Annotated in this window: 34 protein-coding genes; all 34 read right to left on the reverse strand. The window is 44.5% G+C overall.

Annotated elements, in window-relative coordinates:
• Positions 1–23: 23 nt before the first annotated feature.
• Complete coding sequence (gene atpG / locus RZO55_RS22025; RefSeq protein WP_318066414.1) at positions 24–878, reverse strand: ATP synthase F1 subunit gamma; 855 nt, start codon at positions 876–878, stop codon at positions 24–26.
• A 15-nt stretch (positions 879–893) separates the two neighbouring features.
• A complete protein-coding gene (gene atpA, locus RZO55_RS22030; protein WP_318066415.1) occupies positions 894–2,396 on the reverse strand; it encodes a F0F1 ATP synthase subunit alpha in 1,503 nt (500 codons plus the stop codon).
• Between the two features lie 33 nt (positions 2,397–2,429).
• The gene (atpH, locus tag RZO55_RS22035; RefSeq protein ID WP_318066416.1) at positions 2,430–2,978 is read right to left on the reverse strand and encodes an ATP synthase F1 subunit delta; all 549 of its coding nucleotides are present in this window, start codon (positions 2,976–2,978) and stop codon (positions 2,430–2,432) included.
• On the reverse strand, positions 2,966–3,481 hold the full coding sequence (atpF, locus tag RZO55_RS22040) for a F0F1 ATP synthase subunit B (protein WP_318066417.1): 516 nt from the start codon (positions 3,479–3,481) through the stop codon (positions 2,966–2,968). Before atpF ends, atpH begins: the two co-directional genes overlap by 13 nt.
• A 47-nt stretch (positions 3,482–3,528) precedes the next feature.
• Positions 3,529–3,786, reverse strand: coding sequence for an ATP synthase Fo subunit C (locus tag RZO55_RS22045; protein WP_318066418.1), 258 nt, complete (start codon positions 3,784–3,786; stop codon positions 3,529–3,531).
• Positions 3,787–3,828: 42 nt separating this feature from the next.
• Positions 3,829–4,530, reverse strand: a complete 702-nt coding sequence (gene atpB / locus RZO55_RS22050) for a F0F1 ATP synthase subunit A (RefSeq protein ID WP_318066419.1) — start codon at positions 4,528–4,530, stop codon at positions 3,829–3,831.
• 47 nt (positions 4,531–4,577) lie between these two features.
• Positions 4,578–4,979, reverse strand: coding sequence for an ATP synthase subunit I (locus RZO55_RS22055; RefSeq protein ID WP_318066420.1), 402 nt, complete (start codon positions 4,977–4,979; stop codon positions 4,578–4,580).
• Positions 4,980–4,994: 15 nt separating this feature from the next.
• Entirely contained in the window at positions 4,995–5,330 is a 336-nt protein-coding gene (locus RZO55_RS22060) for an AtpZ/AtpI family protein (protein WP_318066421.1), read from the reverse strand.
• A 268-nt stretch (positions 5,331–5,598) separates the two neighbouring features.
• On the reverse strand, positions 5,599–5,883 hold the full coding sequence (gene eutM, locus RZO55_RS22065; protein ID WP_318066422.1) for an ethanolamine utilization microcompartment protein EutM: 285 nt from the start codon (positions 5,881–5,883) through the stop codon (positions 5,599–5,601).
• 45 nt (positions 5,884–5,928) lie between these two features.
• Complete coding sequence (locus RZO55_RS22070; protein WP_318066423.1) at positions 5,929–6,564, reverse strand: phosphate propanoyltransferase; 636 nt, start codon at positions 6,562–6,564, stop codon at positions 5,929–5,931.
• Between the two features lie 25 nt (positions 6,565–6,589).
• On the reverse strand, positions 6,590–8,140 hold the full coding sequence (locus RZO55_RS22075) for an acetaldehyde dehydrogenase (acetylating) (protein WP_318066424.1): 1,551 nt from the start codon (positions 8,138–8,140) through the stop codon (positions 6,590–6,592).
• A gap of 26 nt (positions 8,141–8,166) precedes the next feature.
• Positions 8,167–8,793 carry a BMC domain-containing protein gene (locus tag RZO55_RS22080; protein ID WP_336624347.1) on the reverse strand — a complete coding sequence of 209 codons (627 nt, stop codon included), beginning with the start codon at positions 8,791–8,793 and terminating at the stop codon, positions 8,167–8,169.
• Positions 8,794–8,801: 8 nt separating this feature from the next.
• Positions 8,802–9,431: a EutQ-related cupin domain-containing protein gene (locus tag RZO55_RS22085; RefSeq protein WP_318066425.1), complete on the reverse strand. Its 630-nt coding sequence runs from the start codon at positions 9,429–9,431 to the stop codon at positions 8,802–8,804.
• A 15-nt stretch (positions 9,432–9,446) separates the two neighbouring features.
• Complete coding sequence (locus RZO55_RS22090; RefSeq protein WP_097003135.1) at positions 9,447–9,710, reverse strand: EutN/CcmL family microcompartment protein; 264 nt, start codon at positions 9,708–9,710, stop codon at positions 9,447–9,449.
• Positions 9,704–10,009 carry a BMC domain-containing protein gene (locus tag RZO55_RS22095; protein WP_318066426.1) on the reverse strand — a complete coding sequence of 102 codons (306 nt, stop codon included), beginning with the start codon at positions 10,007–10,009 and terminating at the stop codon, positions 9,704–9,706. Before RZO55_RS22095 ends, RZO55_RS22090 begins: the two co-directional genes overlap by 7 nt.
• 14 nt (positions 10,010–10,023) lie before the next feature.
• Positions 10,024–10,869, reverse strand: coding sequence for an ethanolamine utilization protein EutJ (eutJ, locus tag RZO55_RS22100; RefSeq protein ID WP_318066427.1), 846 nt, complete (start codon positions 10,867–10,869; stop codon positions 10,024–10,026).
• Positions 10,851–11,468: a hypothetical protein gene (locus RZO55_RS22105; RefSeq protein ID WP_318066428.1), complete on the reverse strand. Its 618-nt coding sequence runs from the start codon at positions 11,466–11,468 to the stop codon at positions 10,851–10,853. The genes eutJ and RZO55_RS22105 overlap by 19 nt, the downstream gene beginning before the upstream one ends.
• A complete protein-coding gene (locus RZO55_RS22110) occupies positions 11,468–12,604 on the reverse strand; it encodes a 1-propanol dehydrogenase PduQ (protein WP_318066429.1) in 1,137 nt (378 codons plus the stop codon). The genes RZO55_RS22105 and RZO55_RS22110 overlap by 1 nt, the downstream gene beginning before the upstream one ends.
• Before the next feature lie 71 nt (positions 12,605–12,675).
• A complete protein-coding gene (locus RZO55_RS22115; protein ID WP_318066430.1) occupies positions 12,676–13,134 on the reverse strand; it encodes a EutP/PduV family microcompartment system protein in 459 nt (152 codons plus the stop codon).
• A complete protein-coding gene (locus tag RZO55_RS22120; RefSeq protein WP_318066431.1) occupies positions 13,131–13,469 on the reverse strand; it encodes a BMC domain-containing protein in 339 nt (112 codons plus the stop codon). The genes RZO55_RS22115 and RZO55_RS22120 overlap by 4 nt, the downstream gene beginning before the upstream one ends.
• Before the next feature lie 15 nt (positions 13,470–13,484).
• Positions 13,485–14,438 (reverse strand): choline TMA-lyase-activating enzyme, encoded by a 954-nt coding sequence (gene cutD, locus RZO55_RS22125; RefSeq protein WP_318066432.1) that lies wholly within the window; start codon positions 14,436–14,438, stop codon positions 13,485–13,487.
• Between the two features lie 22 nt (positions 14,439–14,460).
• Complete coding sequence (gene cutC / locus RZO55_RS22130) at positions 14,461–17,007, reverse strand: choline trimethylamine-lyase (protein ID WP_318066433.1); 2,547 nt, start codon at positions 17,005–17,007, stop codon at positions 14,461–14,463.
• A 30-nt stretch (positions 17,008–17,037) separates the two neighbouring features.
• Positions 17,038–18,522, reverse strand: coding sequence for an aldehyde dehydrogenase family protein (locus tag RZO55_RS22135; protein WP_318066434.1), 1,485 nt, complete (start codon positions 18,520–18,522; stop codon positions 17,038–17,040).
• A 31-nt stretch (positions 18,523–18,553) separates the two neighbouring features.
• Positions 18,554–18,859, reverse strand: coding sequence for a BMC domain-containing protein (locus RZO55_RS22140; protein ID WP_314464626.1), 306 nt, complete (start codon positions 18,857–18,859; stop codon positions 18,554–18,556).
• A gap of 17 nt (positions 18,860–18,876) precedes the next feature.
• Positions 18,877–19,173: a BMC domain-containing protein gene (locus RZO55_RS22145; RefSeq protein ID WP_097003126.1), complete on the reverse strand. Its 297-nt coding sequence runs from the start codon at positions 19,171–19,173 to the stop codon at positions 18,877–18,879.
• A gap of 20 nt (positions 19,174–19,193) precedes the next feature.
• Positions 19,194–19,481, reverse strand: coding sequence for a hypothetical protein (locus RZO55_RS22150; protein ID WP_318066435.1), 288 nt, complete (start codon positions 19,479–19,481; stop codon positions 19,194–19,196).
• 4 nt (positions 19,482–19,485) lie between these two features.
• The gene (locus RZO55_RS22155; RefSeq protein WP_318066436.1) at positions 19,486–20,484 is read right to left on the reverse strand and encodes a DMT family transporter; all 999 of its coding nucleotides are present in this window, start codon (positions 20,482–20,484) and stop codon (positions 19,486–19,488) included.
• On the reverse strand, positions 20,484–20,774 hold the full coding sequence (eutM, locus tag RZO55_RS22160) for an ethanolamine utilization microcompartment protein EutM (RefSeq protein ID WP_097003123.1): 291 nt from the start codon (positions 20,772–20,774) through the stop codon (positions 20,484–20,486). Before eutM (RZO55_RS22160) ends, RZO55_RS22155 begins: the two co-directional genes overlap by 1 nt.
• Positions 20,764–21,738, reverse strand: coding sequence for a DMT family transporter (locus RZO55_RS22165; RefSeq protein ID WP_318066437.1), 975 nt, complete (start codon positions 21,736–21,738; stop codon positions 20,764–20,766). The genes eutM (RZO55_RS22160) and RZO55_RS22165 overlap by 11 nt, the downstream gene beginning before the upstream one ends.
• Positions 21,739–22,030: 292 nt before the next feature.
• Positions 22,031–22,864 (reverse strand): MerR family transcriptional regulator, encoded by an 834-nt coding sequence (locus RZO55_RS22170; RefSeq protein ID WP_318066438.1) that lies wholly within the window; start codon positions 22,862–22,864, stop codon positions 22,031–22,033.
• 197 nt (positions 22,865–23,061) lie between these two features.
• Positions 23,062–23,382, reverse strand: coding sequence for a thioredoxin (gene trxA / locus RZO55_RS22175; RefSeq protein ID WP_318066439.1), 321 nt, complete (start codon positions 23,380–23,382; stop codon positions 23,062–23,064).
• 156 nt (positions 23,383–23,538) lie between these two features.
• Entirely contained in the window at positions 23,539–24,696 is a 1,158-nt protein-coding gene (locus RZO55_RS22180) for a hypothetical protein (RefSeq protein ID WP_318066440.1), read from the reverse strand.
• Positions 24,653–24,778, reverse strand: coding sequence for a hypothetical protein (locus tag RZO55_RS22185; RefSeq protein WP_318066441.1), 126 nt, complete (start codon positions 24,776–24,778; stop codon positions 24,653–24,655). Before RZO55_RS22185 ends, RZO55_RS22180 begins: the two co-directional genes overlap by 44 nt.
• A gap of 204 nt (positions 24,779–24,982) precedes the next feature.
• The gene (locus tag RZO55_RS22190; RefSeq protein ID WP_318066442.1) at positions 24,983–25,741 is read right to left on the reverse strand and encodes a class I SAM-dependent methyltransferase; all 759 of its coding nucleotides are present in this window, start codon (positions 25,739–25,741) and stop codon (positions 24,983–24,985) included.
• Positions 25,742–25,757 lie beyond the last annotated feature (16 nt).

Below are 25,757 nucleotides of genomic sequence, written 5' to 3' on the forward strand. Positions count from 1 at the left end.
TCTCCTTTATTTATATTTAACAGTTATGATATTGCATTGGCACCTGCTATAATCTCGGTAAGCTCCTGGGTAATAGACCCCTGTCTTGCCCGGTTATAAATCAGTCCAAGCTCTTCTATCATATCTTCCGCATTATTTGTTGCAGAATCCATGGCTGTCATTCTAGCTCCATTTTCACTGGCTACTGCCTCTAATAAAGCGCCGTAGATCAGACTGCTCATGTATTTTGGAATAATGGAATCCAGAACCTCATCTTCGTTGGGCTCATAGTTCATAAGTGCCAGATCCGCCGTTTCACTTCCCTCGGTCATCTCAACAGGAAGAAGTTTCTTTATGGTTGGAATCTGGGTTACCGTATTCTTAAATGAGGTGTAAACCAGATAGATCTCTCCGATCTGGTTTTGTCCGAATGCATCCAAAAGCTCCATGGTAATGTCAGAAGCATCCCGGTATAAGGGTTCATTGATTACCTCGGAATAATCCTGGATAATGTGATAGCCCTTTCTTCCCAAAGCTTCCTTTCCCTTACGGCCAATGGCATAGATATCGGTAAGCTCCGGCTCTAAGCGCTCATCCTGCAGAACCAGTTTGGCAATATTGTTGTTATATCCGCCGGCAAGACCTCTGTTGGCGGTAATGACAATCACTGCCTTCCGCCTGGAATCCCCTGCCTTTAAATATTTATGCTCAATGGTTCCGGACTTACTAAGCATAGAGTTTATGGTATCATACATCATATCATAATATGGCTTAGAAGCTTCTGCCTTTGCTCTGGATTTCTGCAGCTTTACGGTAGATATGAGTTTCATGGCTTTGGTAATCTGTTCGGTACTCGAAATACTGTCTCTTCTTCGTTTGATATCCCTAATGGATGCCATGATTTTCACCTGCCTTTAAAAAACACCTGCTTTGCACTCATTGATTGCTTTAACCAACAGTTCTTCTGTCTCAGGTGTAAGCTGTTTTGTTTCGCGTATACTTGCAGGAATCTCAGAATATTTGCCGTCAATAAAGCTTGTTAAAGCCTTCTCAAAATCGAGGATTTTAGCTGTTGGAATATCCAAAAGCAGTTTTCTCGTTGCCGCAAAGATAATGATGATCTGATATTCAACCGGAATCGGCTGATACTGACCCTGCTTTAATACTTCTCTGATTCTTTCTCCCTGTGCCAGCTGTTCTGCTGTCTCTTTGTCAAGCTCAGATCCGAACTGGGCAAAGCTTGCAAGCTCTCTGTACTGAGCCAGCTCCACACGGATGGGCGCAGCGATCTTCTTCATCGCCTTAATCTGAGCAGAACCTCCCACTCGGGATACGGAAAGACCTGCGTTGATCGCAGGGCGGAATCCTGAGTTAAACAACTCTGTCTCCAGATAAATCTGACCGTCTGTGATGGAAATAACATTGGTCGGAATGTAAGCGGATACGTCGCCTGCCTGAGTCTCAATGATCGGAAGTGCAGTTAAGGAACCTCCTCCTAAATCATCAGAAAGTCTGGAAGCACGCTCAAGAAGCCTGGAATGAAGATAGAAAACATCTCCAGGATAAGCCTCACGGCCCGGTGGTCTCTTAAGAAGCAGAGACAGGGTACGGTAAGCTGCCGCATGTTTACTTAAATCATCATAGATAACAAGGACATCTCCACCATTCTCCATCCACTCTTCTCCGATTGCACATCCGGAGTATGGAGCGATATACTGAAGGGGAGCTAAGTCGGAAGCAGTGGAAACCACGATAGTTGTGTAATCCATAGCGCCGTACTCTTCCAATGTTTTTACAATCGTAGCAACGGTGGAGGCTTTCTGGCCGATGGCAACGTAGATACACTTCACGCCCTGCCCCTTCTGGTTGATAATAGTATCAAGAGCAATAGCGCTCTTACCAGTCTGGCGGTCTCCGATGATCAGCTCTCTTTGTCCTCTGCCGATTGGGATCATGGCATCAATTGCCTTAATACCGGTCTGAAGAGGAGTATCTACTGATTTTCTGTCAATTACACCATGAGCAACCCGCTCTATTTTACGGAATTTGTCTGTCTGTATCGGTCCCTTACCGTCGATCGGCTGTCCAAGGGAATTCACTACACGCCCTGTAAGTGCGTCACCTACCGGAACCTCTACCACTCGTCCTGTAGTTTTTACCGTATCGCCTTCACTGATCGCGCCGGTACCAAGTAAAACCGCACCAACGTTGTCTTCTTCCAGGTTGAGAACCATGCCGTAGACTTCTCCCGGAAACTCCAGAAGTTCTCCCTGCATTGCATTCTCAAGGCCGTGAATACGGGCGATTCCGTCCGCTACCTGAATGACTGTACCGACATCAGAGACTTCCAGCTTCGTTGAATATCTTTGAATCTGTTCCTTAATGACGGAACTGATCTCTTCTGGTCTTAAATTCATTAAGGTTTGCACCTTCTTTCTGCAAAGTTTCTGTTACGATATCTGCAGCTTTAACAAGCTGCGACGCAGTTCATGGATCTGCGTCTTAATGCTGGAATCCACTACCCGGTCACCGATCCGGATTACAAGTCCCCCGATAATGGAGGGTTCAACATGATAATCCATCTCAAACTCCTGATAGCTGGTTGTGCCCAACAGTTTATTGAGAAGCTGAGCTTTCTGCTCTTCTTTTAATTCCACAGCGCTGGTCACGTGTGCCACGCCGATTCTTTTATATTCTTTGACAGTGCTGATAAAGTAATCACAGATTGCGTTGATTTCCTTTTGTCTGCCCTTTTCGACAATGACTGCCAGGAACCCCATGAGAGCTTCCGATACCCGTCCGCCGAATACCTCCGTAATAATCCCTGCCTTTTCTTCTTTGGCTATCTTTGGATTATCAAGAAGTCCTGCAAAATCCTGATTTGTTGCAAAGATTGTCTGCAGGCTTTTTACTTCCTCGAACAAAGCGTCCACTTTCTGTTTTTCCAGGGCTTCCTCAAACAATGCATCACCGTATACTTTTGATACTAGCTTTGCCATGTGCTCTCACCCATCTCTTTCAAGGTTTCATCTATCAGAGAATCCTGTACGGAAGTATCAATGGATGCTGCCACGACTTTACCAGCCATAACAGAAGCGATGGATATGATCTGTTCCTTCATATCATCAAGCGCTTTCTTTCTCTCCATCTCCACTTCCCGGTTACCTCTCATAACAATGCGGCTCGCTTCTTCCCTGGCTTCTGATATAATCTCTGCCTCACGCTGCTTTGCTCTTTTTCTGGCATCCTCCAGAATCTCTTCTGCCTCTTTTCTTACTTCCAGAAGTCTGGCCTCATATTCTTCCTTCATAACATGAGCTGCTTCTTTATCATCGGCTGCGCTTTTCAACTCTCCTGCAATTTTAAGCTTTCTTTTTTCCAGATAATCACGCACCGGGTTAAAAAGCTTATAAGATAATGCAAAAAACAGGATAAATACATTGATACCAGTGATAAATGAATCGAAAAGCAGCTGTGGGTCAAATCCCAATAATCGGTCCAAGGTTTCGCCTCCTCTCGCTCTTTCTTATTTTCCTGCCAATCCGATTCTTAGCTGAATGGCTTTAAGAACATAAGGATAGCGGCAACTGCGAAACCGTAAAGACCTGTTGTCTCGGCAACAGCCTGTCCTAAAAGCATAGTAGAAGTAATATCGGCTCTTGCTCCCGGATTACGACCTACTGCTGAAGCTGCATGTCCTGCTGCAATACCCTGTCCAATACCAGGTCCAACACCTGCGATCATGGCGATGCCTGCGCCGATTGCTGAGCAACCCAAGATAAAATCCTGTCCTGAAATTCCGTTCATAGAAAAATCCTCCTGAATTAAAATTATTAATGAAATGTTTAATTAATCCAACTTATCATTTACATATACCATGGTCAGCATACAAAATACATAAGTCTGTATACAACCGGAAAATAAATCAAAGTATACATGTAAGAATGATGGGATACCGATCTTAACAAAGATTGGCATCATACCATACCATAATCCCATGATCACGACTCCTGACATCATGTTTCCGAATAAACGGAGCGCCTGGGATATTGGGTTTGTAATTTCTCCGATTAAGTTAATCGGAAATAATACCGCAAATGGCTGCGCCATGCTTGTAAGATGCCCGATTCCGTGGTTTTTGATTCCCTGGTACTGAACGATGCAGAATGTGAATACACCGAGCATAAATGTGACACCAAAGTCTCCTGTTGGGGTTCTGAGTCCAAATAAACCACTGATATTACAGAACAGAATAAAAAGAAATATTGTTCCGATATAATTGACAAACTTTTTCGCATTATGACCCATGTTTCCACTCACCAGATGATCCAGTGCCTCTACCGCCATTTCCACAATATTCTGAAATGTTCCGGGCACTTCCGTTGCCCGTTTCATCTTACGGTCCGTGATAAATGCAAAAATCAAAATCACGATTGTCACTATGCTGAGACCGATCTCTGTAGTAGTTATCCACAGATCCTGCCCAAACACGTGAAACTTTGTAACACCTTTGATCATAAAGTCCACATTACTGGCATTCGCAATGACCATACGCTATAGCCTCCTTTCTTAATAATAATTCACATTACCGCAAGAGGTTAAACCTTTTTATTCTTATTAAATGCGATTTTGTGTATGACAGGTTGTAAAAATGCTCCTACCTTGAGTCCAAGGACTCCTGTTACTAATGCTACCGGATTGATTCGGTCTGAAAACATACTGATAACGGTTATCAATATGGCAATCAACAGCAGATAACGGACGGATGCGCTTATAATTCCCCATTTTTGAACAGTCCTGGGATCCATGGTTTTCATGGAACGATCCAACACCAGGGCCATGGAAAAAAACATGACCAGAGCCAATACCATTCCCAGGATCAATCCTGCAAAAACAGAGGCCTGAGGATACACAAAAAGTGCCGCCAGCATAGCTGCCATTGTAAAAAAAACAATTCCAGCCGAAACCTCAGCGATCAGATTCTTTGTTTCTTTATCCATTACAAATCCTCCTGCTTATTTAAGTTTCTCGTCATTGCTCTTTTTTATACGGCTCGGCTGCTTTGGCTTATTCACCATGGGTCTTGCTTCTTTTAGTCTCTCCATGCGTGCTTTCCGATCCTCCTCCTGGTCTTGTCGCTGATTGATGTCAAATGTGGATTTGACCACTCTATATCCGTTTGATCCACCAGCCAGAAAACCCAGAATCATAAATAACAGCAACAACTTCGTTCCTGCATACCGGTCGATATAGTAACCGGCAAGAATACAGACAAATACAGGCACCATCACGTTTAACCCCAATTGGGTTACCATCATAAGACTCCTCATCACACTTTTATTATGACGCATGAATTCACCTGCTTTCTGCCTCCTGCACATATACTTCGTATTATACATAATAAAATTTGTTTTGTCTATTATATACGGAAATATTACTCGTTTTTTATAGAACATGTATAAAAAACGAGCAATTGTACATTAACATAGCAGTTAAAACCCTTAATATTTGTAACCAACAAAAAACATTATTATTCTACATGTACCATCTGAAAATAACAAAAATGCCTGGCTCTCCACCGTGAAAAACGGAGAGAACCAGGCATATCCGACTTTGGGATTAAACTTCTTTTACTGCAGGAAGAATTGTTTCAACTTCTGCATGTGGACGAGGAATTACATGTACGGAAACCAGTTCGCCTACACGCTGTGCTGCTGCTGCGCCTGCATCAGTTGCTGCCTTAACAGCACCTACATCGCCTCTTACCATAACAGTAACAAGACCGCCGCCTACGAATTCTTTACCGATTAAAGTAACGTTAGCTGCCTTAACCATAGCATCTGCTGCCTCGATGGATCCAATTAAACCTTTCGTCTCGATCATTCCTAATGCATCATATTTCATTTTTAAATCCTCCTGGTTTTTTATAATTAATTTTTAATAGTTCCCTTATTTTACAATTGTCACCTTAGATGAACCGGAAAGCCCCATTGCATTGGCTTCTTCCGTATCTAAGTGGCATTCTAACGCTGAGGTTTCTGTTACGCGGATTGCCACGTTGTTAAAGATTCCTCCACGGATTCCTTCTGTCTCAATCTTAACTGTCTCTCCGTCATGTACGCCGAATTTTAATGCGTCAGCCGGTGACATGTGAATATGTCTCTGGGCGATGATGAAGCCCTCTTTTGTCTCTACGGTGCCTTTGGGTCCTACCAGTGTAATTCCTGGTGTTCCTGCCAGTTCGCCGGACATTTTAGGTGTTGTATTTCTGCCAAGCTTAAAGCAGTCGGCAGCCAGAATTTCCACCTGTGTCTGTTTTCTTACAGGTCCTAAAATGCGGACTTTTTCAATGGCTCCCTTGGGACCGCATACCGTTACCATTTCCTTGCATGCATACTGTCCGGGCTGAGACAGCTCTTTCATGTTGGTCAGCTCGTAACCTTTTCCAAAAAGAGTATCTAAATCTTCCTGGGACAAATGCACATGGCGGTTGGAAACGCCTACCGGAATCGTCAGCTCATCACTGCCGGAATCTGATTTTACAGCATCCATTAAGAGCTTGATTACCGCTTCATACTTATCCATTGCTGTTCTCCTTTTTCAGTTCTGATTACCGGCCTTTCATAGCCAGAACGATTTCCTTTACAAGAGCCGCAAGCTTGTCATTGTCATCGCAGTTACTCTGGCAGGAAGCTGCCGGAGCGCTTTCCTTTTTCTCAAAGGAAGCAACCAGCTCAGCAGGGCTGAAGGAAGAGGAAGCCTGTGATTTTTCTTTCCACATGAAAGTTGGGTCGTCATCTACAATGGTTGCGCAGTCTTTTAAGCCGAAGGCTACTGTCTTTACGTTCAGTAAATGTTTCGGGCTTACGTTTTCAGAAACAGAGCTTCCGCCGCAGGTTCCGCAGCCTAATGTAAAGGCAATTGGAAGACCTGTGCTGATTCCGGTTCCGCCCTGGCTTCCGCCTGTGTTAACAAGAATTCTGGAAGCTGGTTTTGCTGCAAATTTTAAAACCATATCTCTGTCCTGAGTATGAATGCTCATGGTATGTCCGATACCGTTCTGTAACAGGCGGTAGCTTAAACCACATGCTTCTTCCCAGTCCTTAACGGTATAGAAACCAAGAACTGTTGTCAGCTTTTCGTAGGATAATGGGTATTCCTCGCCAACGCCTTCCTGCTTACCGATTAGCACTCTTGTGCCTTCCGGAATGGTGATGCCTGCAGCTGCTGCGATCACTTCAGGAGAACGTCCTACAAACTTCGCGTTCATGTTATGACCGTTTTTGAATAACAGGTTGCAAACCTTGTCGGTTTCTTCTTTTGTCATAAAATAACCGCCCTGGCTCTTTAACTCTGCTACAACCTCTGCATGATTGCTTTCTTCACAGATGATGGACTGTTCGGAAGCACAGATGGTACCGTAGTCAAATGTCTTGCTGGCCATAATGGTTCTTACTGCATGTTTTACGTCAGCAGTCTTTTCGATGTAAGCCGGAGAGTTTCCAGCGCCTACGCCGATTGCTGGTTTTCCTGCACTGTAAGCAGCTTTTACCATACCAGGACCGCCAGTTGCGATGATAATGGAAACTTCTTTACATTTCATCAGCTCATTGGTGGATCCCATGGAAGGCATGGTTACGCAGCTGATAATTCCCTCTGGTGCACCAGCAGCCATTGCAGCTTCACGCATAACCTCTGCAGCCTTCTGAGTACATTTTGCTGCAGATGGATGTGGGGAGAATACGATTGCATTTCCTGATTTAATTGCGATCATGGATTTAAAGAATACAGTGGAGGTTGGGTTTGTGGAAGGTACGATACCCATTACAAGACCTACCGGCTCTGCTACTTCAAAGGTCTGCTTTGCGGTATCTTCACAAAGAATTCCTCTTGTCTTCATATCCTTGATCTCTTCATATAAAAGCGTGGAAGCTGCATGGTTCTTATAAGCCTTATCCATCACTTTACCAAATCCTGTTTCTTCAACTGCCATTTGTGCAAGGCACAGGGAATGCTCCTCCCCTGCCTTTGCCATACTTCTTAAAATGGCATCAATCTGTTCTGCCGTATATCCGGCGATTTTCTTTGCGGCCGCTTCTCCGCATCTGGCTAAATCCCTTGCTTCCTGGATGGAACGCAAATCATAATCAAAATTTTCCATGTTCCGTATCTCCTCTTCTAAAAATCTTAATCATTTTGTCCGTAATACTTCCTGAATTCTTCCAGCAGCAGGGTTTTATTTGCCTTTGAAATCTCTCTTCCAGCTATGCTGAATTCGGGATATTCCCGGGCAAGCGTCCTAAGCTCTGTTACCTTCATATCTTCAAGTATCTTCATGGTCTCAAGAAGGCCGTCCTGGTGCATCCACAGATCAATGGTCTCTCTCTTTATGGTATCCACCAGCTCTGTCTCTGAGCTTGGTTCTTCTTCTGTTATCTGGGCAGATGATTCAACTGTCTCTTTCACTGGTTCGGCTGCCTCTTCTTCCGGTTCCGTTGTAATCTCCGGTACTGGTGCCTGCTCCGGTTCATCTGGAGTGTTGCCGCCGATGACAGCTGCAAGTTCCTCATGAGGCCTTGAAATCACATGGCGTGTGATTAATGCGGCACTGTTAATCCGTTCCACTGCCGCCGCTCCGGCCTCAACCGCTGCCTTCACTGCCGCCACATCGCCGGTCACCGTAACAGTAATGAGACCTCCGCCAACTTTGGTTTTCTCTACCAGAGATACATCCGCCGCCTTTAACATGGCATCGGCAGCTTCAATTGCCACCAGCACACCCTTTGTTTCTATAAAGCCAAGTGCCTGCATCATTTACCTCCTTAAACCAAGTCAGCCCAGTTAGCCGGATAGGTTGAGTAGAATACTCTTGCCTTGTCCGGAGAACCCCAGATTACCTTTGATCCTGACGGTACAAAGAGCACATCTCCGGCTTTTGCCGTATAGGTCTTTCCGTCAATGGTCACAGTTAAGGTTCCTTCAATTACATAATCGATTTCTTCATAGGTCAGTTCCCACTCAAATTCAGAATGGTCAATTACCAGGAAACCAGCGCTCATCTTTGACTCTTCTTTGCTTACAAGCTCCTGATAATAAGCTTTTACATTAGGATCGCCTGTATCGAATACATCCATCTTTACAGAGCTTCCGCGGACAACCTTTAAACCGTTGCCATGGCTTTCTGCCTCATATGGTTTTAAAATGTCAGTTAACATTCCATTCTCCATAAGAGTCTTAAGTACCATATAAATTTTCTCGCTGTCAATATCCATTCCTGCAAACGCTCCTTTCGCTTCTGCTTTCTCTTCTGCTTTGTCGCAGAAGGTAATTCCGTAAGCATCTGCTGTATCCTTTGCTGACGGTGTGATAATGCTTCCGCTCTCTGCGTAAAATACTTTTTTGCCTTCCGCATGCAACGTCTCTACGTCTTTTGCGCATATCAACTGCTTCATATGATCACTTCCCTTCTATATAAATTGGCAGTCTTCATCAATAATCCCAATTACTACGGCATCAACGGGAATCTCATCGTTTCCCAGCATGCGTCTGGCTGAAGAGCCGGTGGAAATGATCACGCGGTCACCGATACCGGCGCTGATGATGTCTGCTACAATGAGCCGCTCACCTTCCCGTGTTCCGCCAATGATCTCGGCAAGCATAAACTTATAACCGTTTAAAGACTCCGCCTTTCTGGTCGCCCAGATATTGTCAATCAGTCTTGCTGCTACCATTCCATCCCGCCTCTTTTCTCTCTTCGCCTGATTTCTTCTATCGCTGCCTCTACTGATGCCGTATCTCCAAAAATCGCCAGCATGATCATGTTCTGTGGGCAGCTCCCCTTGATATCTTCTACCGTAACACCCACGGCCTTTTCCGCCACATCGGCGGCACATACCATTTCAATAATCCGGCCCTGAACGAGACCAATGGCATCCACCTTTCCGATGGGAGTGGAAGCCCCTGACCCTTTTCTGCGGTTTAAGATATCAATGGTTCCAGGTGACGGTGATTTAATAATCCGATATTCCATACGTCCACTTCCTTTTAATCCATTTCCTCCTGAGTACAGGAGAATGCGATTCCCAGAGGAGTCACAAACATGGGATTATCCGGTTTTCTTGTGCGGATCCCAGTCTGCTTCTCAATAATTGTTTCGAGCCCTGCAAGACAGCAGGTACCGCCTACTAAGTAAATCTCATCTACGTCATAGCCTTTGATGTGGCTGTTAATGATGGAGGCCACCTTTTCGATTACCGGCTTTAATACCGGAAGCAGCTCTTTGTGGTTTTCTTCCTTGCGCTTATAGAGCTCTGCCTCTGAAAAAGGCAGATTGTAAGCTCCGGATACAACCAGGGAAAAATGAGTTCCTCCCGTCGGCTCATCGGCTACATAAACCACCTTTCCATCTTTTAAAATGGAAATTCCTGTGGTTCCGCCGCCGATATCCACCACTGCGCCGTTTTGTATTTTTAATACAGCGTTTGCCGCCGTTGGTTCATCAAGAAGGGCAGTGATTTCAAATCCCGCTCCCTGGACCACATTCTTGATCGCTCCGCCGTCCAGTGAATCGGTTCCCGGAGGAATGGCTGCAGCTGCATAAAGCAGTTCCGTATCCAGCTTCTCCTCCAGTTCTGCCTTTAACTCACGAACGATGCGGATGGCGCCGATGTAATCAACCACCATTCCGTCACGTACCACATCCGCATACCGGTAAGCGCCGGCTACCGGCTTAAAATTCTCATCAAGTACAGCCAGTACCACGCACGCTGTTCCCAAATCCACTCCCGTGTAATAAACGGAGGAATGTTCCCTGACAGGATTTTTTACCACTGCTTCAAACTGGCTTACCAGCTGGTTGCAGCTATCAAATGTTATTTCTTTCTTTGACATGTGTTTCCTCCATATAACAGGCAGATCATCTGGGATAAGCGATTAACGACCGGGTTGAAATTCTTTTCTCCTGCTTCTGCCGCAAGTTCTCTGACGCAGCAGCGCAGACGATGTAACAGAACTATTTCTCTTCCTTTTTCAGACTGGGCATGAAAGCCGGTGATCTCAAAACAGTCAGAGTATGGTTCGTTTTGGTTTTCCTTATTAAATCCGGTGCAGGGTTTAAATGAATTTAACTGGCCTGAAGCACCTTTCCCCACGAAAGATAACTTCCGCTCTAAATCAAATACCTGCTCTGCTAACAGCACGTCCCTGTCTAATAAGGTAATTCCGGCTTCCAGAAACTGTGCCTTTAAGGTTTCTAATTTTAATAAGAAACGATCCGGTACAGGCTCTATGATTGGTGTCTCTACGATTACTTCTGCCGGTTTTGATGTTTTGCGTTTTGCCGTCAGTGGGGCATCACAAAATGATATCTTCTTGTCTAACAGGAACTGACGCGCCCCTGGTGTAAGCTTTGCCTGGTCCGGAAGATCATAAGAGGCAAATGGTTCTCTTCTGAATAAAACTCTTAAATCGTCTTCGGTGATGAATTTCATTAATAGCCCCCCTTACAAAGCTTACGGTAAATCGTTTCGATCTCTTCTACCGCAGGTACTCTTGGGTTGGTCAATGTGCAGTTATCCTGAAGTGCTTTCTCTGCCATTTCCCGTACAGCCTGTTCAAATTCGTCTTTGTCCACGTTTAATTCGGTGATCTGCTGCGGTATTTTAATCTTATTCATAAGATTCTTAATGTGACGCACCAGGCCGTGTACCGTGGCTTTCTCTGTTCCAGCTGCTATGCCAAGCATGTTGGCAATTGCAACATATCTGCTGCATGCTGCAAAATCTCCCGCATCTTCTAAACCAGCATTATAGCTGATCACATACGGTAGCAACATTGCATTGCTTCTTCCATGAGGAATGTGGAAACGGGCTCCCAGTGCATGTGCCATACTATGGCATAGTCCTAAGGATGCGCCGTTAAAAGCAACTCCTGCCAGGCAGGAAGCATTGTGCATGTGAGTTCTTGCCTCCATGTCACTTCCTTCTTCCACGGTACGTGCCAGATGGCTCCATACCAGTCTGACTGCCTTTTCCGCACATGCATCGGTAAAATCACCTGCATTGGTTGAAACATAGGCTTCTAACGCATGGGTTAAGACATCCATACCGGTATCTGCCGTAATATGAGGCGGTACTGACTCGGTAAAGCGGGGATCAAGGAATGCAGCATCCGGTACCATGCTGTCGGAGCGCAGAGGATATTTCGCCTGAGCTTCCGGATCAGAAATAACGGAGAAATTAGTTACTTCGCTTCCGGTTCCGCTGGTGGTTGGAACTGCTATTAAATTCAGCTTATCATTTCCCATCTGTGTGTAAATGTGGCTGGCTGCCTTTGCAGTATCAATGGCAGAGCCTCCGCCTAAGGCGATCACCGTATCCGGTCCAAAATCATTCATTCCGCCGATTGCCTTTGATACCACTGTGATCGTAGGATCAGGCACTACTTCTGAGAAAACTTCAAAGCTGCTTCCTTTTTCTATAAGCAGGTCTGTAATTAAATTCACCTTACCGGACTGAGCCATAAAGGGATCACAGATGATATAAGCTTTTTCTACAGGAAGTTCCTTGATTTTCTCCAGACAAGATGTTCCCATATATACCTTTGTGTTCATTACAAATTGCTCCACGTTACATTTCCCTCCTTTCTTTAGATTTGTCCACGCTTTTTGGACATAAAGGGATACCCGAAGGGTATTTCCTAATATTTGCCCATGTTCTTTGGGCATCTCGTTATAACTTCCATCAACTCATCAATTCCAGTCCGGTCCGGTAAGTTGATATGAATACAGGGAGTTATAATCCCTGCTTTTTTTAACTGACGTATACACCAGCCGTCATTCTCCGGCTTATTTCCGCTTCCTGTAATAACTCCGATTACCGGCACCCGGAATACTTTTGCAAATCCCGGGGGATAACTCTCCCGGCATGAGGACTGGTCTACCAGCATCAGTACATGGGAGGCGTCCTGAGCTGCCGCAATGATATGCTTGTGCATCCAGGGACTTTCTAAATAAACTCCCGGTACATCTAAGGTTTTCTCCCCATATACCATGTTCTGTGTCCGTTTGACAGGACCGTCTAAACCATTGATTGCGGCTGCAAGGGCAGTTTTTCCGCTGCCTCCCGGTCCGATGATCATGATTCTCTTTTTTCTCATGTTTTGGTTATATCCGGCACGGAAAATCCAAGTCCGCGCCGTAAGGTATCACACACTGCCCGAAGGGCTGTCTCCACACTGTCCACGTCTCCTGCGATAATAACGGAGCCGGTGAAGCGGTCCAAAAATCCCACCTGCACACTGGCTGCCTTCGCCGCAATATCAGCAGCAATGATGGAGGTTTCAAAAGGAGACAGGGTTAAAATTCCGATGGCCCCAAGCTCATCAATGCCCAGACACTCATATACCTCCGGTATGGGCGAAGCAATTACATGAGCGATGGTAACCTGCTTGCCCGGAACGGATTCTTCTATGACTCGCTGTATCTCTGACACGGCGCTCTCCCCTTTCTAGTGCTTCACCACAGTAACCGGGAACTGATACTCATTCATCCAGCTTTCGATACGGTCTAAATCCTCCGCACTTAAGCTTGGATCTCCCTCAATAGGGTATTCCATATCCAGCTGATTGTATTTGTTTACTCCCAGCTTGTGATAAGGAAGTAAGTCAATTCCCTTAAAATTTTTGTAATCACGGAACGGCATTAAGAATTTAATCACTGCATCGATTTCTTCCCGGCTGTCATTAATTCCTTTTAACATGGGCATGCGGACCTTTACGTTATACCGGCGGTGAAGCAGTTCTTTTATATTGATTAAGATCTGTTCATTGTTCACGCCGGCAAGTTCATTGTGGCGGACCGGATCCATATGCTTTATGTCAAACAGGAATAAGTCCACATATTCTGCGATCTGTAATATCGTTTCGGTCTTTGTGTAACCGCAGGTTTCAATGGCTGTGTTAATGCCTTCCTTCTTACATGCCATCAAAAGATTTAATGCAGCCTCAGGCTGTGCCGTCACTTCTCCGCCGCCTAACGTCACACCGCCGCCTGATATATCATAAAATGCGGCATCTTCCTCTACGATCTTTAACAGCTCGGAAATTGTCTTTACCTCTCCGGCAATGGAAAGCGCTGAATTGGGGCAGACATTCTTACATTTCATGCAGCCGATACAATCCTTTTCCCGTCTGATTTCATGTTTTCCGGTCTCTTTGGACATCACATGGATTCCTACGGGGCAGACGCTTTCGCATACCCCGCAGTTTACACAGGAATTCTGCTTAAACATCACCTGGAATTTCCGTACCAGTCCTTCCGGATTGGCACACCATTTACACCGGAGCGGGCAGCCTTTAAAGAATACCAGGGTTCTGATTCCCGGTCCGTCATACATGTTGTACTTCTGTACGTTAAAGATCAGCGCCTTACGTTCAATATCTCCTGTATTTCCATGGTCCATTGTGATTGTTCTCCGTTTTCTTTTAGAAATGTGTCAACATGGTTCTGCTGATGATCTCGTCCTGTACATCCTTGCACAGCTCTACGAAGAATGCGCTGTATCCGGCTACGCGGACGATTAAGTCGCGGTAAAGCTCCGGATGCTTCTGAGCCTCAATCAGAGTATTGTTATCTAAGTAGTTAAACTGCATCTCGCCGTTTCCGAACATGCAGGCGGTACGAAGAAGAGTGATTAAGCTTTCTTCTCCTTCCGGTGTATCAAGAAGTCCGGCCATGATCTTAAAGTTGTGTACCATACCGATGTTCATGCTGTCGTTGGCCATCTTGGAAACAGACTTGATAATTGCTGTCGGCCCCTTGAAATCAGCGCCCTGGGTTGGGCTGATACCATCGGATAATGGCAGCCATGCATGACGTCCGTTTGCAGATGCGCCGGTTAACTGGCCGAATGGTGTGTTATTGGAAATGGATAAGGTACCGTGGCTTAATACGGAGTATAAGGTCTTATATTTTCTGTGCTCATGCTCAGTAAAGTCAACTAAATCTGCAGCGATTAAATCTGCGTAATCATCGTCATTTCCGTATTTTGGAGCATTGAGGCAATCGGTGCGGATCTGGTCATAGCCTGCAAAGTCAGCCTTTAATGCTTCATTTAACTGTGACAGTGTATACTTTTTCTCATCAAATACCAGCTTTTTAATTGCTGCCATGGAATCTGCATAAGTTGCAAGACCTGACCATACAACACCAGGTCCGAAGTTATACATTGCTCCGCCTGCAGATACGTCTTTTGCCTTTTCCATACAGCCTTCATACATGATGGACATCAGCGGCTTTGGAGCAAGCTCTCTGTGAACGCGCTGAGAGATAACAGTTGCAACAGAAGACCATTTAGTAATGTACTTAATTTCTTCCTTAACAGCTGCTTCAAACTCTTCATAAGTCTTAAAGCTGTTGATATCGCCCATATCAGGACAAACCTGCTTGCCATACCATAACGGTACACCTTTATTTAATACAAGCTCAATACAGATTGGCCACTGGGTATAAGCGGTAGAGGTCCACTGATACAGACGTCCTGATTTCTGAGGCTCTACGCAGCCCATCAGACAGTAGTCACGTGCATCTTCAATGGAAACGCCCTTTGCAAGCATCATTTTGATGTGTGCATCGTCAAAGTGGCAGGCAGGGAATCCCATACCGGAACGAACAACATCTACGATTTTCTTTAAGTACTGCTTCGGAGACTTATTATGAATGCGGCATGCAAGAGATGGCTGATAAATCTTCACATGACGGACCGCATCCATCAGAAGGTATGTTAATTCATTGGTTGCATCATGTCCGCTTCTTGTCACACCACCTACACACATATTAACGAATGGCTGGTAACCTGCGAAGAATTTGGAACCGCCTTCACTGGTGATCCACATCATTTCAGACATCTTGATCAGCATACAGCCAGAAAGCTCAAATGCCTGGAAATCATTCATACGGCCTGATTCGATATCAGCCTTGTAGTAAGGATACATATACTGGTCTACACGTCCGATGGACATACCAGTCTGGTTCTCTTCTACCACAAGCAGAGACTCGATGGTCCATACAGACTGAATTGCTTCCCAGTAAGTTCTTGGCTTGTGAGCAGGAACATATGCATTTACTTCTGCAATCTTTAAAAGCTCATCTTTACGCTTTGGATTGGTTTCTTTGGCAGCAAGCTCTTTTGCATAATCGGAAAGTCTCTTAGCGTAGATCATAACGCCTTCTGTTGTATCAATAATTGACTTGTAGAAGTAGATCTTCTCAATGTCATCTGGATTCTCGTATTTTAATTCTTTTAAATGATCCTTTGCTTCCTGCTGGATATCAAGCATACCCTTGTTCATTAAGATTACGTCGTAACCAGGGTTGGAGTCACCGCCGCCGTTTACTGCATGATAGGAACAGTCAGAAACGAAGGATTCGCCGGATAATTCCCAAACTCCAGCTTCACGGTACTGATCTTCGCAGTACTCATCAACGGATTTGCCCTCCCAGTATGGGAAAAGCTCTTCTCTCATAATCTTCTTATCTTCATCAGAGATATAGAATGGATCCTGTGGACGGCTTCCGATGGTATCGATTTCGTCCATCATCCATCTCCATGCGATATCAGGAGAGAAAGCACCTGCACGTGGCGCGCCGTTTGGAGCACCTACGATCAGCTCGTTGTCCTGAATTACAAGAGGAGCTGTCTCACAGCAGTAACGGAAGCATTTAGCACGAAGCATGATTTTTGGCATACCTGGATTTTCTGCAGCAATCTTTGTGATTGCGCGGGCACGGTATGTTGTGATGGTTGGCTTATGAGTTAAGTAATTCTCTTTTAAGTGCTGAAGTCTTGTTGTAATACCGTCAGGAATATTTGTAGTCTCCTCGGCGCATACTGCAGCTCCTGCTTTTGCAGGCTCATTTTTATTGATTTCGTCAGAAACAGTTTCGAACATCTTCATCAGAGAAACCCTTTCTTCTGGTGTCATGTTCTTCGTTGCTTCTACAAATTTATTAGAAAATTCACGAATATCCAATCTTTTTACCCTCTCTTTCAATTATTTTTCTTACAGTTCCTTTGATAATGTTTCTAAGATCTGCTTTAAAAGCTCTTTCGCATCCCCATACTGACCGGCAGATGCCGAAACCTGCGTACAGGGACACAACTCTTTTTTTGCATTTTCCAGATATTCATCGGCTTTTCTCACTCCATATCCGACTTTCCGGATATAAATGAAATTCATAGGAGAAACATTATCCGATGTAATACCGGCTCCGGCTGTGATACTCCCCAGTGTCATGGCAGGGAATAAGTTGGTTGTCATACCCATGCTGCCTAATGTGGCAGGAGTATTGACAAGCACTCTTCCAACCGGTTTTTTCAAAGCGAACTGGCGGATTACTTCTTCGTCTCTGGAATGGATGACCAGAGTGTGGCCATGGCTTTCATTTACCAGGAGATTCATGCATTTCTCACAGGCATGCATCCAGTCGTTTTCAATGTAATAAGCAAGTACGGGACAGAGAAGCTCCTTTGCAAAGGGGTTTCTGTCAGAAATATATTTCTGCTGGGAAACCAGAACGCTTGTGTTCTCCGGTACGGGAAAGCCTGCGCGTCTGGCAAGTTCTGACGCCGGTCTTCCCATAATTTCCGTATCTGCATTTCCATGTTCTAAGTTGAGTAGCTCAATTAACCGCTTCTCCTCTTCCCCATTCATGAAATACGCACCGTTTTTCAACATTTCCGCTTTTACTTCTGCAGCGATTAAGCTGTCCACTACCACATACTGTTCTGCTGCAGACACGATTCCATAATCAAAGGTGCGGCTTACTATAATATCTTCAACCGCCTGTTTAATATCAGCTGTCCGCTCTATAAATACAGGACCATTTCCCGTGCCTCCGTAAATATAGGGTTTTCCGCTTTGTGCTGCCTCACGGTTTAATTCAGGCACTCCGGTATTCACCACCATGGCTGCTGCCGGGTGATGAATCAGTTCCAAAACTCCTGCTTTTGTTACCGTCTTTAAATACCCGATAGCTCCTTCTGGAAGACCATAGCGAAGACCTGCTTCTTTCATACAGTCAAGAAGCCTGCCAGTTACCTTCACCCCACGCTCATGAGGAGCGATGATGATGGGGTTGCCGGACTTTACTGCGATCAGTACGTTGTAAATAGCAGTGGAGACCGGGCTTACAGAAGGAGTAAGGGCAGCAATGACTCCCACCGGAACACCTACGTCCATGGTTCCATGTTCCGGATCTTCGTTCAGAATGCCCACGCATTTCAAGTCTTTTATGTACTTTGGCAGATATTCGCAGACAAAGGTGTTCTTCACAAGCTTATCCTTTGCACGTCCGTAGCCAGTCTCCTCTGCGGACATAATAGCCAGTTCTTCTGCCAGCTCCTTTGCTGCTTTGGCAAGACCTTCGACGATCATATCAAGCTTTTCCTGGGGGAAGGTCAGCATGGTCTTACCGGCGTCTCTTGCGCTTTCCATTAAAATCCTTGCCTCCTGTATGGAGAGAAGGTCTTTATCTACAAAATTCATTACTTTGTTCTCCCTTCAACCGGGATACGTTTTATTCCTGCTCCGGCGCAGCGATTGCATATCTCCTGATGATTTTTTCAAGATCCGGATGAGGTCTTGGGATAACAACACAGCTGTAAATCTCCGCACCCATATCGCTTACTGCTTTCACTCCTGCATCTACCGCAGTCTTGCAGGCTCCTACATCTCCGCGTACCAGAACGGAAATATATCCGGAAGCTACGTTTTCATAACCAACCAGTTCCACATCTGCAGCCTTGCACATAGCATCAGCCGCTTCTAATGCGAATACCAAACCAAATGTTTCAATTGAGCCGATGGCTTCATATCTCTCCATAAACTGTTTTCCTCTCTTTACGCGTCAATATCATGTACTGATACAATGTCGCCGACTTCTTTGATCGGTCTTGGCATTACATTATGTGCAGTCAGTTTACCGATAGCTGCGGCTGCTTCGGCGCCAGCATCTACCGCGGAACGTACAGCTGCCACATCACCCTTCACCATAATGGTTACCAGGGTAGAGCCTACGTTTTCATAGGAAATCAATTCTACATCTGCTGCTTTGAGCATCTTATCTGCTGCTTCCAGAGCCGGAGTTAATCCAATCGTTTCTACCAGCCCTAACGCTTCATCTCCGTAATATCTCACCTTCGTAAACCTCCTGAAATTTATTTGTGATTACGGTATTTCTTATCTACGTATTTATCTACGGCTGATTTGCCGTCCTCGTTAATGCAATAACGCATACGCAGTTCACCCTTCTCATCCAGGTCATAGCTTTGTAAGTTAACCAGTCCGTTCGCCTCTAAGGACATTACGTGGTCCATATAACGATCTTTTGTAAACTGACGCTCTGTTCCGTACTGGGTCTTTAAAGCCCCCATAATCTGTGCGATATCAGCACTTTCTACTCCGTATAAATAATTTAAAACCGCTGTTCTTGCAGGTAATAACATGTCTTTATTCCCCTTTCCTGAATAAATCAAGTGGATTCATGGTAACGACAATCGCACCTAATACGATTACGATAGAACCGATTACAATCGTAGGGGTAACTGCCTGTCCCAGAAACAGGATACAGAAGAAAACGCCCCAGAACGCATAAGTTACATTTAAGGACATACCAATCGCACAGCCAACCGTGGAGTTGCTCTTATACCAGCAAAGGAAGGATACCGCTGCACTTAAGCCTGCAACTGCCAGCCATATAACCGGAATTCCTGCTGTTAAAGTACCGCCTAAAAGTCCTAAGCCTCCAACAATCGGAAGAATTACGAATAAATCCACAACACCGGAGATGAGCTGACGTAAGTTTACAGCCACATCCGTATCGATCATGGCTCCGCCGTAGGTAGAGAACACACCTTCCAGTGCCCAGCAGATTGCTGCTACGAAGGAGAAGATAATTCCCAGAGTGAAGTTGTCGCTGCCTTCCGGCTTGGTCCAGTTGATAATGATGGCACCAGCCACACATACAAGCATGCCGACCATAACTCTTTTTGTAATTTTCTGTTTTAAGAAGATCCATGCAAAAATTGCACCAAACAAGCTGCATAATGCGGAGATCGGGATTGCGTAAGCTCCTGCCATGGCAAGACCAACCAGATAAGCACCGTTTGCAATTGGTCCTCCAAGAATGGACCCGATTACAATCATTTTTCCAGGGAATGTGTTAAGACTTCTGCCCATCTCACGGAGACGGCCGCTTTTTGCATTGTAAGCAGTCAGCCAGATTCCTGCGAAAAGATCATTTAAGCCGGATAATACATAGGGCCCTGCTAAAAGACCTGCCGCGCTGGCAAGAGGTTCATAGTAACCGGCTACCAGTACAAGAACTGTATAAATTCCGTAGGTAAGTCCGGATAATGCACCCGTTGTCATTCCAGTTGTCCTGAATTTTTTGTTAATAGCTGCCATTTTCACATCCGCAGATGCTGTTGTCATTCCTTGGTTACCCATTACTTAATCTCCTTTTTATCCTTTGGAAGAATTGTCTCAACCTCTGCATGAGGACGTGGAATCACGTGTACAGAAACCAGTTCGCCAACTCTCTGTGCTGCTGCTGCGCCTGCATCAGTAGCTGCTTTTACTGCTCCTACATCGCCTCTTACCATAACGGTAACAAGACCGCCGCCTACAAATTCTTTTCCAACAAGTGTTACATTTGCTGCCTTTACCATAGCGTCTGCAGCTTCGATTGAACCGATTAATCCTTTTGTTTCGATCATTCCTAATGCATCATATTTCATTTATTACATCCTCCTTTTTATTCAGCAATTCAAATGGGTCAACGGATACTAAAACAGCTCCGATCATAATGATAATAGAACCAATAATAATGGTAGGGGTCACTGGCTGTTTGATAAACAGGATACAAAACAGCACGCCCCAGAACGCATAGGTAATGTTTAAAGACATTCCCATGGCACAGCCCACTGTGCTGTTTGATTTATACCAGCAAAGGTAGGAGATGGCTGCGCAGAGTCCGGAAACAATCAGCCATGCTACCGGAGGCATAGACAACATCGTGCCCTTTAGTAACCCCATTCCGCCTGCCAGAGGCAAAATAACAAACAGATCCACCACTCCTGACAGAAGCTGACGGATATTGATTACAATATCGCTGTCCAGCATGGCACTTCCATAGGCTGCTAAAACGCCTTCCAAAGCCCAGCCGATGGCCGCTACAAAAGCACATATGATTCCCAATGTAAAATTCGTGCTTCCTTCTGGTCTTACCCAGTTAATTACAATCGCTCCGATTACGCAGATCACCATACCAGCCCCGACTCTAAGAACAATTTTCTGTTTCAGGAAGATCCTTGCAAAAATTGCTCCAAACAAGATATACATGGCTGATATAGGGATCGCATATGCTCCCGCCATGGCAAGACCCATTAAGTAAGCACCGCTGGCGATTGGACCTCCGATCAAAGATCCAAGAACAATGATTTTTCCAGGGAACAGCTTTAAGCTTCTGCCGATCTCCCGGATTCTTCCGGTCTTTATGTTATAGGCAGTAAGCCATAGACCAGCAAAAAAATCATTTAAGCCTGAGGTTACATATGGAGCAGCAAACAAGCCAACTGCTCCGGCAAGTGGTTTGTAATATCCTGCAATCAGTACAAAGGTTGTATATAACCCATACGTAATGCCGGATATTAAACCGGTTGTGGTGCCAATTCTTTTAAATTTTTTTCGCGCTTCCGTCATTTAAGTTTCCTTCCCCATCTGAATAGTGCACAAAATTTAAGTTTCCCTGTTTCATTTTCTTTCTTTCACGTTCAGCTGAAAACGTTTAGAAAATGCATGTCGCCTGTTAATGTTACTAATTTTCTTTTTGCTGCCTGCATTTTTCTATGCATTTAGTATAGGACTTCCCCCTATGGGGAATGTCAACTGGTTTTTTAATTTTTTTCTCTGATGCTCCGCACAAAAAAAAGGCTCTCCTGAAACAGTAAGTTTACTCATTCCTGTTTCAAAAGAGCCTTGCTTTCCATAATCCTTAATCCCTGGATATGGGAACAATGACTTCCGTCACAAATTCTTCCGGGTTCCTGGTTGTCCAGTAATCCACCACATACCGTTCAAAGCATTCCTTACCGCACTGATATCCCCGTTTGGCTGCCCAGTTTATAATCCGGTCATACTCCTCATTAATGGTCTCATGTCGTCCGATATGATAAACAGAAGCAACCATTACACCTCCATACGTCTGGCGGTTTAAGCATTCCTTGCATGGATGAATGGCCTTTTGCATAATGGTTGCCGTCTTGCATCTGCCGGTCATCTTATCTTCAAAGGAGTCAAACTTTAAAATTACCGGACCAGTAATCTCATTCTCAGCGTTCTCTAAGTGATTGGTCCATTCAATATTTATGATGGACTCCATATAATTGTATTCGAAGCGCTGTGTCAGGCTGCAGAAGGTTGACTCCTGAAGGAATTTCACAGATACCTCATGTACGTTGTTCTGGAGCACCATTTTCGCTTCCTGAATCAGCTCATACCAGTCCTTAACAGCCACGTAGCTGTTATGTATCTGCTGCTCCTGAAGACAGAGCTGATCAATCTTGTTGCGGAAATTCTGTTCCAGATAATAATAGGTATTGCCTTCAACAAGCCCCTCCATCTCTTCCAGCTTAAATCCCATCTGCTTGTAATACTTAACCACAGGAACCGTCATAAGTGTTTCTTTGTTATAGTAGCGGTAACTGTTCTCCTTGCAGATCATATCTGGCGATATGATCCCGATCTTGTCGTAGAAACGCAAGGCCTTTGTTGAAATGTTGCAGATCTTACTCACTTCCCCTATTGAGTATAGTTTCTTTTCTTCCATGTAAGCCCCCATAATACTGGTCATTGTCTATGTGTTCCCTGTTTGTCTACTCATTTTATCGTTCGTATTCTGCCTGTACAACCAGTATAATCCTTCCCGTATAGGGGAATGTCAATACCCACTTACTTCTTATTTCTTCGCAAAAAAAACCACAGGCGCCTCCTTTTTCAGGATTGACCTGTGGTCTTATGAGTCCGTTATTTAACCTGTTCTACCATCTGCAGAATGTCCTTCTTGGATTTCACTCCCACAGAAGTTGCAGCCAGCTTTCCGCCTTTGAAAATTCCAACTGTAGGAATGCTCATAACCTTAAACTGTCCGGCAAGGTCCGGCTCATTATCCACATCAACCTTTCCTACTTTTAAACCGGAATGGTTCTCAGAAGCAATCTCATCAAGAACCGGTGCAAACATCTTGCAAGGCCCACACCAGGTTGCCCAGAAATCCACCAATACCACGTCGTCTGTCTTTAAAACCTCTTCATCAAAATTCTGCTTTGTTAATGTTACAATTGACATATATAGCTCCTCCTTTATTCTATCGCTTATTTCAGGAAAATTGCCTTCTTCCATTAGTCTTATCAATATTTCTCGGATTATGCTCCGTAAAAAGCGTTTGTTTTATTACTGTTATTATAAAAGTTACAGTTGCTTTTGTCAATAGAATTTTATAATTTATTTCGCTTCTATCCCAAGAAAATTTATCATTTCCAGGAATTTTCCCTTTAATTCTGATAGACTTACGGTTGTTTCCCCTTGTGTAGAGAGCTTTTCATGATCCAGAGCTCCTGCAGAAATTCTTCCACCTTCATATCCGCCGCTGAGTTTCAGCTTCAGATTTAAGTCCTTCTTATTATATCCGATGTTTAATTCCTTTATCTGAAGGGTCCGTTTTTCTTTGCTGCCGTTTCCAAAATACACAGTTGTATCAAAATTGATTTCTCTATCCGGTCCGTTTACATGACCGGATAAAAATACTCCCTGATTCTCCACCCGTTGAAAACCTGCATAAGCAAGGTCCGGTATGATGACTTGTGATATGGAAAGGTCTTTGCGTATAGAAATCAGAATTTCCTGAGTATCCCCTACTGTTTTTCGTTCTTCCAGAAATTTTGCCCAGCTTTTCAGCTCCTCTCCAGGCCCTTCTTCAAAGAGCGCTCCTGTCTCGTTTAATACTGAATCAAACTGATCAGCTGGAACAATCGCCCGTATGGTAACACCGTTTTTATCTCTTCCGGTAAACTCCACCCTGCTTTTTTTAATCATAGCCCTGATATGATCCGTGAGCAGCCCAAATTTATTTCCAGAATTTTCTGTTTGCTGTGGAAGAGGGGATACCCCCAGCTGATCTTTTACATCAGACTGTGTTGTTTTCACCGATGCTGCTGAAATCTGGGGCACGCGAATCACCACCTGATTGGCATCAGCCCAATATTGGGCACCTTCCCGTACTGCACCAAGGAAATAGACATCAAACTTCCCCTGTGCAAATGTATTCTTTAAATCTCTCTGTTTGGTGAGCGAAATTCCAAGACCTCCGGGCAGCACCAGTACCGGCTTTCCATTGACGAGTACTTCGTCTGCAACAAGTTTAAAGGAGTCCTCGTAAGCATCTCCACTGCCCTTTTCACTTCCCCAGAGTTCTTTTAAGATTCCCTGCGTCTGCAGGGCTGAACGTCCAAGATAAAATCTGGCATAATATACAGGGATATAATGCCACCCTGCAGCTGCAATTAATATAACGGCGGCTGCGGCTGCGGCTGCCCAGACAGGTGGTATTCGCTTCTTTCTATATGATTCCGGTCTGGCTGAGTTTTTCTTCAATAAATTCATTTAATTCAAGCACCTTCTTCCTCAATACGATTCCAACCAGCAGGATAGCGATTCTGACTATGTTTTTTACATGTTGAACCATGCCTGCCTCCATTGTAGTGGATTCTTACATATATAAAGCGGAATAGCTATGTATTATAATATTTTATTACAATAAATGCAATGACATATTCCGTTAAGAATACTCATGATTATTATGAACTGGAATCCCAATATTATTAAAACATAAAAAACGGACTTCCAAAAAGGAAATCCGGATCTTTACTTATTATAATAAGCTGGTCTTTCAGTCTGGCTTTTTTGTTATGTATAATGCAATGGTATCCATTATTTTCATCTGGTTACCAGCCCTCATAACAGCTTCCCTGATTCCATCGTAAAACCTGGTTCTATAGGGCTCCTTTAGCGTTATGTGCTCCACCTGGGTTCCAGCCAGATAATCAACGTATTCATCTGCACTTAAAACTCTTTCTTTTTTCCACTCGTGATAATTTAAATCAGTAAATCCATAGTTGAGAACATGTTCGTAGTCTAATCTGCAAGTATACTTTGTTTCCACATAAAAATGCTTTTTATATACTTCCTGTATCTGCTCATACAGCGCTTCATTTCCGCTTTTTTCATCTGAGTATGTCATAAACATGGCTAAGGTTCCGCCGGGTTTTAAAAGATCATATACCTTAGGAAATCCAATGTTTTCCGGTATCCACTGTATGGTTGCGGCTGAATACACAAGATCGAATTTCTGCGTCTCAAAGTTATGGGACTCAAAGTCACCGTTAACAATATGAAAATTATGATAAGCTTTAAACTTGTTCTCCATAAACGACGCAAAATGCTCCCCCAGCTCGATGGCAAGATAGTCGCATCCTGTCTTCAGAAAAGGCTTGGTTGCCTGCCCGGTCCCGGGACCGATCTCCAGTGCTGCCTTTCCAGGTCCCAGATCTGTACAGGTGATGATATGGTTATATAGCTCCTCACAATACCTTGGTCTCCATTTATCAAACTCTTCTGGAATTGTATCAAACGTTTTTCTAAAATCCATACTTTCTCCTTTTGGA

The sequence above is a fragment of the Clostridium boliviensis genome, from assembly GCF_033342255.1.
Classification (GTDB): domain Bacteria; phylum Bacillota; class Clostridia; order Lachnospirales; family Lachnospiraceae; genus Lacrimispora; species Lacrimispora boliviensis.